At 59.6% G+C, this 17,254-nt stretch carries 15 protein-coding genes; 11 read left to right on the top strand and 4 right to left on the bottom strand.

Going from position 1 to position 17,254, the window contains the following annotated elements; all coding sequences use genetic code 11:
* Nucleotides 1–111 precede the first annotated feature (111 nt).
* Entirely contained in the window at nucleotides 112–1,038 is a 927-nt protein-coding gene (locus LOH53_RS04825; protein ID WP_230066602.1) for an NADP-dependent oxidoreductase, read from the top strand.
* 26 nt (nucleotides 1,039–1,064) lie between these two features.
* On the opposite strand, the gene LOH53_RS04820 is transcribed toward LOH53_RS04825, so the two are convergent.
* The 3 genes from LOH53_RS04820 to LOH53_RS04810 all read right to left on the bottom strand — a co-directional run bounded on the left by LOH53_RS04820 (nucleotide 1,065) and on the right by LOH53_RS04810 (nucleotide 4,510).
* Complete coding sequence (locus LOH53_RS04820; RefSeq protein ID WP_230066601.1) at nucleotides 1,065–1,982, bottom strand: ketopantoate reductase family protein; 918 nt, start codon at nucleotides 1,980–1,982, stop codon at nucleotides 1,065–1,067.
* A gap of 115 nt (nucleotides 1,983–2,097) precedes the next feature.
* Nucleotides 2,098–2,586, bottom strand: a complete 489-nt coding sequence (locus LOH53_RS04815; protein ID WP_230066600.1) for a hypothetical protein — start codon at nucleotides 2,584–2,586, stop codon at nucleotides 2,098–2,100.
* Nucleotides 2,564–4,510: a primary-amine oxidase gene (locus LOH53_RS04810; RefSeq protein ID WP_230066599.1), complete on the bottom strand. Its 1,947-nt coding sequence runs from the start codon at nucleotides 4,508–4,510 to the stop codon at nucleotides 2,564–2,566. The genes LOH53_RS04815 and LOH53_RS04810 overlap by 23 nt, the downstream gene beginning before the upstream one ends.
* Before the next feature lie 136 nt (nucleotides 4,511–4,646).
* Here LOH53_RS04810 and LOH53_RS04805 point away from each other — a divergent pair, with 136 nt between their 5' ends.
* The 5 genes from LOH53_RS04805 to LOH53_RS04790 all read left to right on the top strand — a co-directional run bounded on the left by LOH53_RS04805 (nucleotide 4,647) and on the right by LOH53_RS04790 (nucleotide 9,663).
* Nucleotides 4,647–5,240: a TetR/AcrR family transcriptional regulator gene (locus LOH53_RS04805; protein ID WP_230066598.1), complete on the top strand. Its 594-nt coding sequence runs from the start codon at nucleotides 4,647–4,649 to the stop codon at nucleotides 5,238–5,240.
* A gap of 112 nt (nucleotides 5,241–5,352) precedes the next feature.
* Complete coding sequence (locus LOH53_RS04800; RefSeq protein WP_230066597.1) at nucleotides 5,353–6,315, top strand: AraC-like ligand-binding domain-containing protein; 963 nt, start codon at nucleotides 5,353–5,355, stop codon at nucleotides 6,313–6,315.
* 165 nt (nucleotides 6,316–6,480) lie between these two features.
* A complete protein-coding gene (locus tag LOH53_RS04795) occupies nucleotides 6,481–7,890 on the top strand; it encodes an aldehyde dehydrogenase family protein (protein WP_230066596.1) in 1,410 nt (469 codons plus the stop codon).
* Nucleotides 7,891–7,938: 48 nt separating this feature from the next.
* A complete protein-coding gene (locus LOH53_RS16995; RefSeq protein WP_376991461.1) occupies nucleotides 7,939–8,097 on the top strand; it encodes a hotdog domain-containing protein in 159 nt (52 codons plus the stop codon).
* Nucleotides 8,098–8,136: 39 nt separating this feature from the next.
* A complete protein-coding gene (locus tag LOH53_RS04790; protein ID WP_230066595.1) occupies nucleotides 8,137–9,663 on the top strand; it encodes an APC family permease in 1,527 nt (508 codons plus the stop codon).
* 94 nt (nucleotides 9,664–9,757) lie between these two features.
* Here LOH53_RS04790 and LOH53_RS04785 read toward each other — a convergent pair whose 3' ends face one another.
* Nucleotides 9,758–11,116 (bottom strand): MFS transporter, encoded by a 1,359-nt coding sequence (locus tag LOH53_RS04785; RefSeq protein WP_230066594.1) that lies wholly within the window; start codon nucleotides 11,114–11,116, stop codon nucleotides 9,758–9,760.
* A gap of 310 nt (nucleotides 11,117–11,426) precedes the next feature.
* On the opposite strand from LOH53_RS04785, the gene LOH53_RS04780 reads away from it, so the two are divergent.
* From LOH53_RS04780 to hpaD, 5 genes are all read left to right on the top strand, one after another.
* Nucleotides 11,427–12,158 carry an IclR family transcriptional regulator gene (locus LOH53_RS04780; RefSeq protein WP_230066593.1) on the top strand — a complete coding sequence of 244 codons (732 nt, stop codon included), beginning with the start codon at nucleotides 11,427–11,429 and terminating at the stop codon, nucleotides 12,156–12,158.
* A gap of 233 nt (nucleotides 12,159–12,391) precedes the next feature.
* Nucleotides 12,392–13,861, top strand: a complete 1,470-nt coding sequence (locus LOH53_RS04775) for a fumarylacetoacetate hydrolase family protein (RefSeq protein WP_230066592.1) — start codon at nucleotides 12,392–12,394, stop codon at nucleotides 13,859–13,861.
* Nucleotides 13,861–14,565, top strand: coding sequence for a GntR family transcriptional regulator (locus tag LOH53_RS04770; RefSeq protein ID WP_230066591.1), 705 nt, complete (start codon nucleotides 13,861–13,863; stop codon nucleotides 14,563–14,565). Before LOH53_RS04775 ends, LOH53_RS04770 begins: the two co-directional genes overlap by 1 nt.
* Before the next feature lie 28 nt (nucleotides 14,566–14,593).
* Nucleotides 14,594–16,099 (top strand): 5-carboxymethyl-2-hydroxymuconate semialdehyde dehydrogenase, encoded by a 1,506-nt coding sequence (gene hpaE / locus LOH53_RS04765; RefSeq protein WP_230066590.1) that lies wholly within the window; start codon nucleotides 14,594–14,596, stop codon nucleotides 16,097–16,099.
* A gap of 26 nt (nucleotides 16,100–16,125) precedes the next feature.
* Complete coding sequence (gene hpaD / locus LOH53_RS04760; RefSeq protein WP_230066589.1) at nucleotides 16,126–17,199, top strand: 3,4-dihydroxyphenylacetate 2,3-dioxygenase; 1,074 nt, start codon at nucleotides 16,126–16,128, stop codon at nucleotides 17,197–17,199.
* Nucleotides 17,200–17,254: the final 55 nt, after the last annotated feature.

Raw genomic sequence — 17,254 nt, 5'->3', positions numbered from 1 at the left:
CGCTCGCCTGTCCACCTGCGCCCCTACTCACCGGCTCCCCTACTCACCGGCCCCGGGAATCTTCGGGCACTTCTGCGAGTTGGCCCCATAGACGACGAAAGGCGGTTTCCCATGAAAGCCATGACATACACACAATTTGGCGGTACCGAGGTTTTGGAGGTTTCCGAGCTGCCCACTCCCAAGGTCGCGCCGGGTGCCGTTTTGATACGGGTAAAAGCTGCCAGCGTGAACCCCGTGGATTGGAAGATCATGGCCGGGTACCTTGACACTCTCATGGACATCACTTTTCCCGTGATCCCGGGCTGGGATGTGGCCGGCGTGGTGGAAGCTGTGGGCTTCGATACTCCAGAGTTTGCAGTGGGAGATGCGGTATATTCCTATGGCCGCCGGGACACCGTCCAAGGCGGCACATTCGCGCAGTTGGTGGCTCTACCGGCTTCGGTGGTGGCCCATAAGCCGCAATCCCTGACATGGGAACAGGCGGCCGGTCTACCACTGACGGGCTTGAGCGCACTGCGCACCCTTGATGCCCTAGACCTGGAGACCGGGCACACCTTGTTGATTCACAATGGCGCCGGCGGTGTGGGCAGGATGGCCATCCAACTCGCCGTGAATGCCGGAGCAAGGGTCATTGCAACGGCGTCAAAGAAAAACCATGAACGCTTGCGTGAGCTAGGTGCCGAACCGGTGGAATATGGGGAAAACCTGGTGCAAAACGTCCGGACACTGGCTCCGGAGGGTGTGGATGCTGTGGCGGATTTCGCGGGGAACGTCGTGGAACAAACACTTGCTGTGCTCACGTCCGGAGGAAAGCACGCCTCACTTGCCGACGGTTCCGTCGACGCTGCGGGCGGACGCTATATCTGGGTCCGTCCTGACCGTGGGGAGCTTGAGCGTCTCAGCGTCATGGTGGGCGCCGGAACGCTAAGCGTTGATGTCGCAGCCAGCTATCCCATGGAGGAATTGGCTGCCGCTTTCGAATCCAGCATGGCCGGGCATGTCAGCGGCAAAATTGTCCTGACTCCGTTCAGCAGTTGAGAGCGTTGATGTCCTAGGAGACCCGGCTACAGCGCTGCTGCCGCATGGACACGCAACTGCATCAGCGCCAAATCAATTAGTGGTGTGGACAGGCCCAAATCCGCGGCTCTGCGGGCGAAGTCGCCTAGCAGATGCTCGGACTCGTTCGGGAGCCCTGCCACCACGTCTCGGTAGAGCGAGGAAGTGAACGCTGAGCCGGGCTCCGTCAGCATGGTCAATGCGGCAACTAGTGCTTCATCAGGAACCGGATAGCCCGCCTGCGTTGACACTGCTACGGATTCGGCCAACGCAGCGTGAATAAATTCAAGACCGCCAGGAACAGCCACAATGGCTCCGACGCTACCGCGCATCAAGCATGTCACCACCCCCGCCGTGACGATAAAAACCCACTTGTGCCACATCAAGGCTCTAGCGTCCGGGACAGCTTGGACGGTGAAGCCAGGGACATCCAGCTCAGCGAGAATGGCGCGGACACGATCGCTGGGAGCACCGGTTTGTTCGCCAAAATCCCATTGCGCCAAGGGTGCGAGCTGAAGGATGTCGCCGTCGTCGTTAAGGGTAGTGACCACACGCACCACGCTGCCAAGTACCGCGCCGGCACCGAAGGCGCGCTCTAATGCGTCCATGTGCGCCATACCGTTGAGGAACGGGATGATCACGGTGTGAGGGCCTACGGCCGGGGCAAGGTCAGCGATTGCGCCAGCTAGTCCGCCTGCTTTGACGGTAATCAGAACCACGTCGAAGGGGCCGCTGAGGTTATCGGCCTGGACAAGCTTCGGCGCAAGAACCTGCGGCTCGCCAAGCCCTACGATCCGCAGCCCTCGTTCACGTAGCGTGCTGGCTCGGCGCTCGCGGACCAGGAAGGTGACGTCGCGACCGTCCGCAATCAGTTTCCCACCGAAATACCCGCCGGTGGCACCGGCTCCCACTACAAGAATTTTCATACCGACCTCATCCGTTGTCCGCCCATGCCGCACCCATGAAGTTCATGGGCGCGGCTTTTGTGGCCACCATCAGAGTATCGAAAACCGCAACTCTCCGGGATGGTGCTTTGTTAGCTCAGGCACCAGCGTCCGCGCTCGCATTTATGCGAACCCGGCGCAAAGACCCTGCCGCAAGTGCTGCCACTGCTAACTCTAGGGCGATGATCGCCAACATCGCCCCGGCGCCCGTTCCCGGCACGGTCACAGGCATCGCCATATCCATATTTGGCATGCCCCCATGCCCATGACCTGCCATCGACACGGGGGCCAAGACGACTGCGGTATGCCAGGCAACCATCACCAAAGCCATGAGGAAGAGCCAGCGCACCCCACGTTCACTCCCATCTCGCCACACCCCGATGGCACACGGCAAGCAGATGGCCGCCATCAACACCATGGCAGCACTTTCCCATGGCATTAGTCGGTGTTCCCAGGCCATCCATAAGTGTGCGGCCACCGAGATGATGGCTACGGCTGCGCACAGCCGCGCCTGCGTTCTAAACCCCCGGCGCACGCCCGACTGCGAGACGCTGACAGCCCTCTCAGCAATGGCAGGGAGCGCCACCCTCTCCCCCGTTCTCGTGGCAATCACCCGGAGTACTGGCAGGGACATCCAGGACGGGGCTGCGATCAAAGAATCCCTCGGGGCGCAGCTTGAAGCCGACGGCGTCAACAGGCATTATGGGCCAGTCTTCCACCCGTGGAAAGTGAGTGAGACCGAAAGTGTGCCAGAGAACTATGTCTTGTCCGTCTATGTCTCGGTCCGCTGCGATGTAAGCAGGGAGCCCAGCCCCGCCGCTGTGCTGGTTCACGAAGTCTCCTGTGGGGTACCGCTCTTCCTGCTCAAACCGGGTGACCCACAAGTCCTTGGTAGCAAAGGCAGCACGCCGGGCGATCGATGACTCGGGATCCGCCAGCAGTGTGGGGCCACCCTGCGGGTGCAGTTTGTAAGCCACTGGATCCCCCAGTCGGTTCAGCGACGTCGGATTGGAGATGACCCACGTGCGCCCCTTGCGCATGTCAGCCTCCCGCACGCCTTGCTGTTCGGTCGTCAGCACGGTGCGTTTGCGGGTAAAAGCGTTGCCGCGCTCATTGCCCTCACCCATGGGAACACGCACCACATCTTCCTCTTCCACTCTGTTCACGGTCCCGTCCAACGCCATATCCAAGCGAGCACTGAAAACGTGCTGGTGGTAGGGAGCTCCGAGCCCTGGGGCCAGCTCAGAGGCGTAGGGGTAATTCTTGCCGGGATAGGCGCTCGTGAAGACAACGCCGGTGGCCTTGGCCTCGAATTCAATCGTGCCGTCCAGGTAGAGGTACCAGTAGAAGCCGTAATCGTAGTTACCGATCGTGGTGAAGAAGGAGACCACCAAACGGCGGTTGCGCCGCGTGTAGTCGATCCCGGTCCACATATCTGAGTGCTTGGAGAGGATGGACCAATCCTCTTCATGCATGCAGATGCCATTGTGGATGGTGCGTGGGTTACCGAAGGCATCGCTGAGCACAGGTGAGAGATACGTGATTTCCCCCAGGCAATCGCAGCCTAGTTCCAAGGAATTTGCGTACTGGCCCACCTGGTATTCACCGGTATCAAAGTAGTTTTGCCAGGACCGAACGGGTGAGGGATCACCGTACGGGACCACCATTTCCGCGATCGAGGCCCGATTGATAATAGAGCGCTTGCGGTCGGCGTCTTGGAATGCAATATTGTAAAGAACCACGCCCTCGCGGGCATCGAAGCCTACATCCAGGCTCCATTTTTCCCACTCCACATGGTTGCCGCTGCTGACTGTGAAGCTGGGCCCCTCCGGCTGAGTGATGTTTATTGGTTTTTGGCTCTTCCGCAATGGCCCTGTCAATTCTGGGTCCGTGTAGTTTCCGTGCTCAGCCGGCACCGGAACCACTCCGTAGTCCAGCACCGAATCCACACTTTTATTCACAATGTCCACATAGGCGACTAATCCATCCACAGGGTGCGCCCAGGCGCTGTCTTCCGGGAAGTCCTGAACGAAGGCAAGCCCGCGCAGGATGCGCCGGCCTTTTTCGTCGGGGTATTCAAACACGCCCGCGGACAGAGGCGCCACACGAACCTTGGACACGTCCAAGTTGCGCGCGGCAAGTGCCTTGAGCCATTCGGGATGAATTGCCAAGATTTCCTCAACAACGGCGAATTCCTCCTCCAGTACCGGTAGCTCACCGGTTTTGGCTGTCTCCAGCTCGACGGCGGACTCAACGCTCCCGCTAGTCAGGGAAACGATTACGTCTTTGGGTGACGCGCCGGAAACATCGTGGAGGAAGACGCGAAAACGTCTCGCTAGTGCAGATTCGGTGTCACGCTTTCGAGGCGGGTCAAGTAGGCCCAAGTACGCGATCCGACCGGAATCCCCCATGAGCCCAGCTCCTTGGAGGATATCCCGCACTGCGGTGATTTCGGCGCTTGTGGCCAATTGGTAAGCAGATACTTCAATGTCCGTGACGGCGGAAGGCATAGTTCGCCCTTTCTTTTGGAGTGGGTCAAAGGACTAAAGTTTTTATTCTATGGTTGTAGAGAATACCCACACGTAAGATGCATCACAAGGGGTAACCCCATAATTTTTGCCATCCCGGCCCGACTGGAGAACTAACGTGCCCAAGATCGTTGACCACCACCAGCGCCGCCTTGACTTAGTGAATGCCACTTGGCGCATCATCGCCAGGCACGGCATCGAGGGTGCCACCATGCGGGAAATCGCCACTGAAGCTGGCTTCGCAAACGGCGCCTTAAAACCTTACTTCCCCACCAAGGACGACCTGATCACGTCCGCCTTCGGCCACGTGTTCAACCAGACCAACCAACGAATTGCCACCACCTCCACCGGGCTAGCCGGCATGGCCGCTCTGCGCGCTTTCGCTTTGGAGGTTCTGCCTCTGGATGAGGACCGTATCAACGAGGCACGCATCGTGATTCCCTTTTGGCAAAAGGCACTTACCGACCCAGCCAAAGCACAACTTCATGAGACGTCAATGGAAGAGTGGCGGAACACGATGGCTGGACACTTATCTCGAGCACGGGAAATGGGAGAGGTTACGGCCAGAGCCAGCAATGAGGACATCATCAATCAACTCATGAGCATGCTACTAGGCGCCCAGATCATTGCCGCCATGTCACCCACGCAGCACCTTCCGGCTCAGCTAAATGCTCAACTCGAGGCGTATTTGCTCTTACTGGGACCGGCGTAAGCAATGAGTGAACATAAGTTGGGTTTTTCGCCAATCGTCGAATAATAAGTGACAACGGACACATTCTGCTCCTACACTGATGAAAAGTGCCCACTGACATCAAGGGATTCCCATGACTTCCGCCCTCACCACAGATGCCGTCCAGACCGCCGTCGCCGCTTCCTTCTCCGACTGGCACGATCTCATCTCGAAATCGTTTGTACCGCTGCATGTCCGCTCTAGCGACACCGACCACTTTGCGGGTCGGTTACGCTCGCGGCTCTTGGATGAGTTGGCCATAGTCGAAGTCACCGCCACCGGACACAGCGTCCACCGCACGCCCTCACTCATTTCACACACCGACAAGCTGTACTACAAACTCAACCTGCAGCTTTCCGGCACAGGGCTTCTGGTCCAGGACAATCGCGAAGCCGTGCTGCGCCCGGGCGATCTAGCCATCTATGACACACACCGCCCCTACACACTTGGGTTCGAATCCGATTTCCGTACTCTGGTGTTGATGTTTCCCCATACAGCCCTTGACTTACCTGCTGGGTCAATCGGCTCACTCACAGCCGTGCGCATGCCAGGAGACGAGGGCTTGGGACGAATGATCAGCCCCTTCATGACCGAGCTTGCGGACAATTTGGATATCCTCTCCGGGCCCAGCGGGCATCGCCTAGCCCACAACATCATCGACTTGTTGGGAACGCTATTTGCGGCTCAACTAGACCGTTCGCCCCGCACAGCAGAGCGCCCCCACGAAGAACTATTGGGCAGGATCCGCCGCTTCATTGAGGCCAACTTAGGCGATCCAGAACTCTCGCCGGCCAGCATTGCCGGCGAGCATTTCATTTCAACGCGTCATCTGCACACGGTGTTCCAGGAGTCCGGGACGAGCGTGGCGAGCTGGATCCGAACCCGTCGACTAGAGAATTGCCGGCGTGAGCTACGGGACCCCCTTCAAGCACACCGGCCAGTTAGCAGCATCGCCTCGCGCTGGGGCCTGGTGGATGCAGCCCACTTCAGCCGCATATTCCGCACCTCCTTTGGGGAGTCGCCAAGCAGCTACCGGCATCCGCTTCTCCACACCTAACAAAACTATCGCGCGCCGGCCCACCAAGCCGACGTCGGCCTTGTTCGCCCGCGGTCAAGTGAACTTCGCGCATAGACAAGACGGCACGGGACAGGCCAGTAACACTGGGGGTAGCAAGGCGCGGCTCAGCCGTCCTTGGGCCCACAGACTCGAAGGGGAGCATTCATGGAAAACCACACCGACATCCTGAGCAAAATCACGCCCACTACCGGTGAGAGGCGCACCATCTTGGACCCGGCCACCGGCGCCGAGGTCGGAGAAGCCCCGGTTCACACTCTCGAAGACCTCGAGCTCGCTATCAGTGCCGCCGGGGCCGCCCAGCCCCAGTGGGCCGCGCTGGGCCACGAGGCTCGTAGCGCAGCGTTGCATAAGGCTGCCGACGCTATCGAAAGTAACGCCGAGGAACTCGCCCGCATACTCTCTCGCGAGCAGGGTAAGCCGCTCAACGGACCGAATGCCCGGTTTGAAGTTGGCGCCTGCGCAGCATGGCTTCGTGCAGCGGCCAGCACCCCGCTGGATGCCGAGACCGTAGTGGACGACGGCGAAAGCTACGCCAAGATCTACTACCGTCCCATCGGTGTCGTGGGTGCGATCGGCCCCTGGAATTGGCCCATGATGATCACTGTCTGGCAGCTGGCCCCCGCATTGCGCATGGGCAACACCGTGGTGGTGAAGCCATCTGAATACACTCCCTTGAGCGTGCTGGCACTGGCTCACGTGATCAACAAGGAACTACCCGAAGGCGTGCTCAGCGTGGTCTCGGGAGGACGCGAGGTAGGCGCCCGGCTGGCCTCACACCCAGAAATCGGCAAGGTCATGTTTACCGGTTCCACAGCCACTGGCAAAGAGATCATTAGGTCCTCAGCCGACACCGTCAAGCGGCTCACGCTGGAGTTGGGCGGTAACGACGCCGGGATCGTACTCCCTGATGCGGATCCGGCCGTCATTGCCGAGGGCCTCTTTTGGGGCGCATTCATCAACACCGGTCAGACGTGCGCCGCCCTCAAGCGCCTTTACGTACACACAGACATCTACGACGACGTCTGCCAGGCACTAACGAGTGTCGCCGCAGCCGCACCCATGGGGGTGGGTTTGGATGAAAACAATGTGCTGGGACCGCTACAAAACCAGCAACAATATGACATCGTGGCCCGCTTGGTGGAGTCGGCCAAGGATTCTGGCGCGCGAGTACTGCTCGGCGGCGACCCTCAGGCCGACCAGCCCGGCTACTTCTACCCGACCACGCTCATGGCTGACATCAACAATGACAACCCACTCGTCCGCGAGGAACAGTTCGGCCCCGTCCTTCCCATCATTCGCTACAACACCGTTGCGGAAGCCGTAGCCATGGCCAACGGCCTAGACGTTGGCCTGGGCGCGTCCGTCTGGTCATCGGATTTGGAGGCGGCCCGAGACGTGGCCGCCCAGATCCAGGCCGGAACCGTATGGATCAATAAGCATGGCGCTGTGGATCCGCGCATTCCCTTCGGGGGAGCCAAACAATCCGGCTACGGTCTTGAGTTCGGCGTCGAGGGTCTCAAAGCCTTAGGAGTCCCGCAAGTGATCAACGGCTAGAAATTAGCATGGGCCAAGGGCCGCCGCCACGATTCGTGACGGCGGCCCTTGGCGTTGAAACGAGTCACTCACACCCACTTTCGGAGACCGGCTCGCAGAGGGGAAACCGTCACGGCCGCAGCTTCCGCAGTTGGTTTTGACAAGAAGGTCTGCGCTGTCCGTCAACGGCGCTGCCGTGAACAACAAGCCACCGAATGTGGTCCCTGACACACTCAAAACATCTTTATTCTCCCAATGGAGGTTCTTATGTCACAGAAACAAATTCTCAATCCCCCCGGCAGCGGCGCTGAACCCGGTACCACTGTCAGCAGTGGGCCAGCTGCTGGCCACGGCCTAAGCAAAAGGACCCTTGGCGTGCCGGCCTTGGTCGTTATGATAATCGCCGCTTCTGCACCATTGACAGTGGTTGGAGGAGGTGTACCAAGCAATTTCGCAGTCAGTGCTAATCTGGGCGTCCCGCTTTCCTTCGTCGTATTAGGCGTTTGCCTAGCCCTGTTCGCCGTCGGATACGCAGCCATGAGCTCGCATATCCGCAACGCAGGTGCGTTCTACGCCTACATCGCCCAGGGGATCGGTCGGGCAGCGGGTGTCGGAGCCGCTTGGGTGGCACTCGTTTCCTACAACGCCATGCAGGTTGGGATCTACGGCCTTTTCGGCTTCGCACTGGCGTCTTTCGTCAACGCCAAACTGAACACAAACATCCCTTGGTGGGTCGGCGCGCTCGTCGGTTTTGTGATCGTTGGCTGGCTCGGAGTGAACAAGGTAGATTTCTCCGCCAAAGTGATTGGGGTACTCGTGCTCGGCGAGTTCCTAGCTGTAATCGTCTTCGATGTCGTTTCTCTCGCTGTCCGCCCGGAAGGAGTCAGCGGCGCCGGGTTGGCGCCGTCGGACCTTTTCACAGCTAGCGTCGGCGCCGCACTATCATTTAGCATGGCTGCTTTCATGGGCTTTGAATCCGCGGCAATTTACAGCGAGGAAGCGAAGGATCCCAAACGCTCGATCGCGCGGGCCACCTTCATCTCCGTTGGCATTATTTCCGTCTTCTACGCCGTCTCCTCATGGGCCATGATCATCGGTACAGGGCCAAGCCAAATCATCGGTGAGTCGCAGAAACAGGGTCCCGATCTGCTCTTCAATTTTCTCACGGCCCACGGTGCACTCATCGTCTCTGATGTTGCTCAAGTGCTGTTTGTGACCAGCTTGCTGGCGGCTCTTATCGCCTTCCACAATGCCGTGGCCCGTTATGCCTTCTCACTGGGTCGCGAAGGCGTCCTGCCTCGGTCTTTAGCCCGAGTCAACAAGCATCACGCCCCTGTGGCCGGTTCCCTCGCTCAATCCGCGCTGGCTCTTCTCATGCTGGTCACATTCGCGATCGCCGGCACTGGCTCCGAGCTTGGCCCGCTATATCCGGTCTTGACCTTCTTTACCTGGCTGACTAACACCGGCGCGTTCGGCCTGGTATTGCTGCTGGTGCTGATCTCGGTGGCAGTGATCGGGTACTTCCGCAAGCACACAGGCGAATACTCGGCGTGGACTCGACTCATCGCCCCGTCCCTCTCGGCACTCACGCTGGGCATCGTATTTGTGCTGATCGTGGTCAATTTCAACCTGCTCATCGGCTCAGAGGGCTTCTCGCCACTGTCCGTCATACTGCCGGCGATCATAATCGTCCCTGGTATCGCTGGCCTGCTGTGGGGGATGCGGCTAAAGAAGACGCATCCGGAGATCTACCAGGGCATCGGTTACGGTGGCGCCCCAGACCCTTCCGCATGATCTTCTTCCGGCAATAAATAGGGGCGGTCCGGCACACGCCGGACCGCCCCTATTTATTGCCAGGATGTTCCTCTAATAAGTCAGGAACGTTTTCCTATAGTGCTCGCGCGGCAGCAGCCTTGACGAGTTCCTCGTCAAGGTCCTCCACGTGCAAGTTGTTTCCCCGTGTCTCACCAACCCACACCACAGCGGCCATTGACACCACCGTCAGCGCCATGATGTACAGCGCGATCGAGCCGGACCAGCCAGTCTTTTGCAACAGAACTTCTGCCACCGTGGCGGCAAACGCGCCACCCAAGATGGCGCCAATCGCGTAGCCGATCGAGATACCCGAGTAGCGGATGTGAGCCGGGAACATCTCGGCATACATGGCTGATTGCGGGCCATAGGACAGGCCCAGACCGATGGTTAGAACGAAGATTCCCACACCGTAGAGGAAGACGCTGCCGGTGTCGACCAAAAGGAACATCGGAATCATCCATACGAACACCAACGCATATCCAATCAGGAATGTAGCGCGCCGGCCGATCTTATCCGAAAGCCAGCCGCCCACAAGGGTGAAGACGAGCCAGCCAAAGGAGCCAATGGTGGTAGCTAGCAACACCGGCGCCACGGGCATCTTCAGCACCTTGGTCGTGTAGGCGATGAAGAACGCGATCACCAGGTAGCCGGCTGCGTTATTTGAAACAAAGATCAGAGCGGCCTGGATGACCTGCTTGGTATTGGTCTGGAACAGCTGCTTTAAGGGAGTGTGCTCGGAAGCCTTACGGAGAGCCAACTGCTTGAAGATGGGAGACTCCTCCACAGCGCGTCGAATGAGATAGCCGACGGCCACCAGTACCACCGAAAGCAGGAACGGAATGCGCCAGCCCCAAGCCGTGAACTGTTCTGTTGTCATGGCAGTTCGCAAAATGTACAGCATGCCGGTGGCAAGGATCATGCCCAGCGGAACACCAATCTGCGGGTAAGCGCCGAAATAGCCACGCTTGTTATCGGGCGCATGCTCCACGGCCATTAGCGCCGCGCCACCCCATTCGCCGCCAGCGGAGAAACCCTGGATGACCCGCAACAGCACTAGCAGCATCGGAGCCGCCACACCGATTTGCTGGTACGTGGGCAGCAAACCAATGAGTGCCGTGGCTGAACCCATGAGAATGAGCGTGAGAACCAGAATCCGTTTGCGGCCAAACTTGTCACCCAAATGTCCGGCGACTATGGCTCCCAGGGGACGGAAGAGGAAGGAGATACCGATCGTGGCAAACGCCAAAATCTGCCCGAGCCCGGGGTTGCTCTCGCTCAGTGGCTTCAGGAACAGCGGCGTCAGCAGGGTTGCCGTGAGCTGAGCGAAGATGAAGAAGTCGTACCATTCGATCGTTGTGCCGACGAGCGTGCCTGCAAGGACTCGACGAGTTTCTGAGCTGCGGGACGGGACCGCTGTTGGGGAGGGGGCCATTCGGACTCCATTGTTCGGCGCATAGGCGCGGCTGCTGAGAGCAATTCATTACCGACCGTTCGGACGGTAATGTATGTCGGCCAGATTAGCACACAGTGTGGGCCAGTTCACATGTTTTTCGCGAACGTTTCCCAAACGTCACCGACGGACGACTTCAAAAATAGTTCTTTAATTGAATGTCCATTGCGACTATGGAACACTAAAATACGCACGCTGCCACACCAATCCTCGATGCTCAAACCTTCCATTTCGGAAGGGCCACTGCACGCACCGCGACGCGTCAATCGCCGTAGATCTACAAGGGAGAGCTTTGAGCCAAGAAGCAGAAGCTGGCCATCTGGAGAAGAAGGTTCCAGCCCACTCCCAAACCTTGTCCCGAGGCATCCGCGCCCTGGAGATTTTAGCTGGAGCAGACCGGCCCATGAGCATTGCGGAGCTTTCCGAGGCTCTTGGCGTCCATCGCTCCATCGCCTACCGAATTCTGCGTACGCTTGAAGACCACTCTCTGCTCATGCGCGACGACGCCGGACGGGTCATGATCGGACCCGGAATGGCGACTCTGGCCCGCGGCGTCGCCCGGGATCTGCAGACGGCCTCCCTGCCGGAACTAACAGAGCTAGCCAACGAGCTGGCCATGACGGCCTTCATTGCAGTGTGGGATCACCGTGATTCCGTCACCCTACTCACCGTGGAGCCCCGCCAACCCGGGGCAACACTGGCCCAGCGTCCCGGCACCCGGCACTCGTTCAGCTCAGGGGCGCCAGGTATCGCCATCCAATCCGCCATCAGCGAGGACGCGTGGGCGAAGATGGCACCGGGCCTGCCCTATCGCCCAGAAGCACGTGCCGCACAAATTGCCGGTTACGCCACTAGCCATGACGAGGTCCTACCCGGCGTCTCTGCCATCGCAGCCCCCATTCACATCCCCGGCGGCGTACCCGCAGCCATCTGCGTAGTCTTCCTAGGCTCCGGGACGGATGCTCAGTACATTGGCGCAAGGCTGGCCACCAGCGCCCGGGCCATTGAGACGCAGCTAGCGTAAGCCCCCGCGTCGAATCAGACGGAGCGCGCCGAGAAAGGTGTTGCGCAACGTCTGTTTCGGCACTCTCCGTCTCCTTCGACGTGGGACACCCTGCCACCCCGACGTCGGACACCCTGCGCGAGGGGTTGACGTGACCGCCATTACAGTTCATAGTGGATCATATACGATATGATATTTGATGAACGGGTCGGACCGTCGGCCCACAGGTCTCACAGCCAAGCCAGGAGCGTCCAGTGGAACAAGTCACCGCAGCCACCCTCAAGCAGACGAGCAAGGTCATCGCCGTCCACCTGGCGTTTACGTCCCGCGCAGATCAGCGCGGCCGGACGCCAGCAAACCCTTCATACTTCCTCAAGGCTTCCTCCTCACTGAGTCTCTCTGGCTCAGAGGTGGAGCGTCCGGCAGGGTGCGAGCTTCTTGCCTACGAAGGTGAGATCGCCCTGGTCATTGGCACAACCGCCCGCCGGGTCAGCCTCGATGCGGCCTGGTCACACGTTGGCTACGTCACCGCAAGCAACGATTTGGGCATCTACGACATGAAATACGCGGACAAGGGCTCCAATGTCCGCTCCAAATCCGGTGATGGATTCACCCCCTTCGGCCCTGACTTGATACCCGCAGCAAGCGTGGATCCCGCCAAATTGCGCGTGCGCACCTGGGTCAATGGGAGCATCGTTCAAGATGACACAACAGCCGGGCTCATCTTCTCCTTCGCTCGGATCATTGCCGATCTGTCCCAGCTGATGACCTTAGAACCGGGGGACGTCATCCTGACCGGCACTCCCGCTGGATCTTCGGTGGCGGTCCCCGGCGACGTCATTGAGGTGGAGGTCGACTCCCCCGACACCGGCTTATCTACAGGGCGCTTGCACACCACCGTCACTCAAGGCAGCGTCGAATTCGCCGAATTCGGCAACCGCCCCCGGGCCACCGACGTCGACCGTGAAGACGCCTATGGTTCCGCCGAGGCTGCCGGTTTGGCACCCAAGGGACTCAGCGCTGAACTGCGACGCAAATTGACCAGCGTAGGCACGGCAACCCTCAGCTCACAATTACGCAAACGCGGACTCAACAATGTCAGCATCGACGGCCTCAACTCGACCCGTCCGGACGTGCGGATCGCCGGTACCGCTCGCACCTTGCGCTTTGTCCCGAACCGGGAGGATCTGTTCAAGACCCACGGCGGAGGTTACAACGCTCAAAAGCGCATCATCAATACCCTCAACGACGGCGACGTACTGGTCATGGAGGCACGCGGGGAGAGCGGAACGGGTACGCTCGGTGACATCTTGGCCCTGCGTGCCCAGATCAACGGAGCCGTGGCCATAGTGACCGACGGCGGAGTGCGCGACGTCGCGGCTGTCACCGCCATGGATATTCCCACGTTCCATAACGGCGCACACCCAGCAGTGCTGGGCCGGCGCCACATCCCCTGGGATACCGACTTGACCATTTCCTGCGGCGGAGCAACCGTCCAGCCAGGGGACATCATCGTTGGCGACGCGGACGGCCTGCTGGTCATCCCGCCGTCGCTCGCTGAGGAAGTGGCTAATGACGCCATCGCGCAAGAACACGAGGAAACGTTTATTGCAGACATGGTCGCTGCGGGAAATAGCGTTGAAGGTCTCTACCCGATGAATCCGGCATGGCGCACCCGGTTTGTCGAATGGTCCACCACCCACCCGAACCCAGTTTCCGTCTAATGACACCGGACGCGGGCAGCAAGTCGGAGAGGGCATACGCTGCCATCAAGGAGAAGATCCTGGCCGGGGTATACACCCCCGGTTACCGGTTGGTGCTGGCCAGGATTGCTCAGGATTTGGATTTCTCCACAGTCCCTGTTCGCGAGGCCATCCGTCGGCTGGAAGCAGAAAATTACGTCACCTTTGAACGCAACGTTGGTGCCACTGTAGCCGGGATCGACCCCACCGAATACCTTTTTACGATGCAAACCCTGAGCATTGTTGAGGGTGCGGCTACAGCATTGTCGGCACCACTGATCACGCCGTCGGACTTAGCCAGGGCCCGGGCAGTCAATGCCGAAATGCGTGCTTGCTTGGAGCACTTCGATCCGATCCGTTTCACTGCTTTGAACTTGGAATTCCACAGCGTTTTGTTCGAAAACTGCCCCAATCCGCACATCCTGGACCTGGTGCATCGTGGTTGGAACCGTTTACAGGCACTGCGTTCCTCCACGTTCAGTTATGTCCCGGGCCGGGCGCAGCAGTCTGTGGGCGAACACGAAGCACTCCTCCAGCTCCTCGAACATGGTGCCAGCTTCGAGGAAATCGAACACGCCGCCCGGGCTCATCGCGCCGCCACCCTTGACGCCTATTTGGCCCGTAGTAATCACGCACAACGCACAGCACCAGCACACTTAGCTACACCACTGCCTGCCTCCCGCTAGACCACCACAGAAGAAAAGGACCCGCCCCATGTCTGAGCACTACATCCCACAAGACCTACCAACCCGCATCCAGCACTACATTGACGGAGAGTTTGTCGACTCCGTCAATGGGGCGACGTTTGACGTGCTGGACCCGGTGTCCAACACGAATTACGCAACTGCCGCCGCGGGCCAAAAAGAAGACATAGACCTCGCCGTCGCCGCAGCAACTCGCGCTTTCACCGACGGCCCATGGCCACGCATGAAGCCACGGGAACGTGCCCGTATTCTGAACAAGATCGCCGACGCCGTAGAAGCTGCGGAAGCGCGTTTGGCCGAGTTGGAGAGCTTCGACTCCGGTTTGCCCATCACCCAAGCACGCGGCCAGGCGCTGCGTGCCGCCGAGAACTTCCGTTTCTTTGCCGATCTGATCGTGGCCCAGTTCGACGACGCCATGAAGGTCCCCGGCTCCCAGATCAACTACGTCAACCGCAAGCCGATCGGTGTCGCGGGCCTCATAACGCCCTGGAACACACCGTTTATGCTCGAATCCTGGAAGTTGGCGCCGTCGATCGCCTCCGGGTGCACCGTGGTACTCAAGCCCGCCGAGTTCACCCCGCTCTCCGCATCACTGTGGGCGGGAATCTTTGAAGAGGCCGGCCTGCCCAAGGGCGTGTTCAACCTCGTCAATGGCTTGGGCGAGGAAGCAGGCGACGCGCTCGTCAAGCACCCGGATGTACCGTTGATCTCCTTCACCGGGGAGACCACCACCGGACAGACGATCTTCCGCAACGCGGCCACTAATTTGAAAGGGCTGTCCATGGAATTGGGCGGCAAGAGCCCCTGCGTAATATTTGCCGACGCCGATCTGGACGCCGCGATCGACTCCGCCCTTTTCGGTGTCTTCTCCCTCAACGGCGAGCGCTGCACGGCTGGCTCACGCATCCTGGTGGAACGCTCCATTTACGACGAATTCTGCGAAAAGTATGCCGCCCGTGCCAAGAACATCGTGGTCGGGGATCCGCATGACCCCGCGACTGAAGTCGGCGCTTTGGTCCATCCCGAGCACTACAACAAGGTCATGTCCTACGTTGACATTGGCAAGTCCGAGGGCCGCCTGCTGGCTGGTGGCGGACGTCCCGAAGGACTGGATCACGGCAACTACGTGGCTCCTACCGTCTTCGCTGACGTCAAGCCGGACGCCCGGATCTTCCAAGAAGAAATCTTTGGTCCCGTGGTGGCCATCACCCCCTTCGACACCGATGAAGAGGCGCTGGAGTTGGCAAATGGCGTCAAGTACGGGCTTGCCGCTTACATCTGGACGCAGAACCTGACGCGCGCCCACAACTTCGCCCAAAGTGTGGAAGCCGGAATGGTGTGGCTAAACAGCCACAATGTGCGTGATCTACGCACCCCATTCGGTGGCGTCAAGGCGTCCGGTTTGGGCCACGAGGGTGGGTTCCGCTCGATCGACTTTTACACCGATCAGCAAGCCGTTCACATCACTCTGGGCACCGTCCACACCCCCAAATTCGGCGCCTCCACCACCCACTAGGCATTCCACTCAACGAGGAGTACATCATGACTAATTTTGTTCCCACCCCCACGTCTCCGGCACCGGACATCGTCCGCTGCGCCTACATGGAACTCGTGGTCACTGACCTGGCCAAGTCCCGTGAGTTTTATGTGGGCCTCTTGGGTCTGCATGTCACCGAAGAGGACGAGAACACCATTTACCTGCGCTCCTTGGAGGAGTTCATCCACCACAATCTGGTGCTACGCAAGGGCCCTGTGGCGGCCGTTGCCGCCGCAGCATTCCGGGTGAAATCACCGGCCGAGGTGGATGCTGCAGAAACGTATTACAAGGAATTGGGCTGCCGCACGGAGCGGCGCAAGGATGGATTCGTCAAAGGCATCGGGGATGCCTTGCGCGTTGAGGATCCGCTGGGTTTCCCCTACGAGTTTTTTTACGAGACCACACATGTTGAACGCCTCACCCGGCGCTACGACCTCTACTCCGCTGGCGAGCTGGTCCGTCTTGACCATTTCAACCAGGTCACCCCGGACGTTCCACGCGGCCGCAAATACCTCGAGGACTTGGGTTTCCGGGTTTCTGAGGACATCCAGGACTCCGACGGCGTCACTTATGCCGCTTGGATGCACCGTAAGCAGACGGTCCATGACACTGCTCTGACCGGCGGCGACGGCCCCCGCATGCACCACGTAGCCTTTGCCACCCACGAGAAGGCGAACATCATCGCCATCTGCGACAAAATGGGTGCGCTTCGCATCTCAGACCGGATTGAACGCGGGCCAGGCCGCCACGGTGTCTCCAATGCGTTCTACCTTTACATCCTTGACCCGGATGACCACCGTATCGAGATCTACACGCAGGACTATTACACCGGTGACCCTGACAATCCCACGGTCACCTGGGACGTCCATGATAATCAGCGCCGCGACTGGTGGGGCAACCCCGTAGTCCCATCCTGGTACACCGAGGCGTCCTTGGTCCTTGACCTAGATGGCAAGCCGCAGCCGGTCATCCAACGCACAGACTCCTCAGAAATGGCCGTCACTGTGGGAGCAGACGGCTTTTCCTTCACCCGCGAACCGGGCGAAGAGCGCGGCTTCAAGTTGGGCACCCAGCTCTAGCTGACAAATGCCATCGCCTCACCCGGCTTTTGGTTCTACGCTCAGCCCTTCAAAA

The sequence above is a fragment of the Arthrobacter cryoconiti genome, from assembly GCF_020905375.1.
Lineage (GTDB): Bacteria > Actinomycetota > Actinomycetes > Actinomycetales > Micrococcaceae > Specibacter > Specibacter cryoconiti.
The sequence above is the reverse complement of the archived record's forward strand: the minus strand, read 5'-3'. Positions and strand labels throughout refer to the sequence as shown.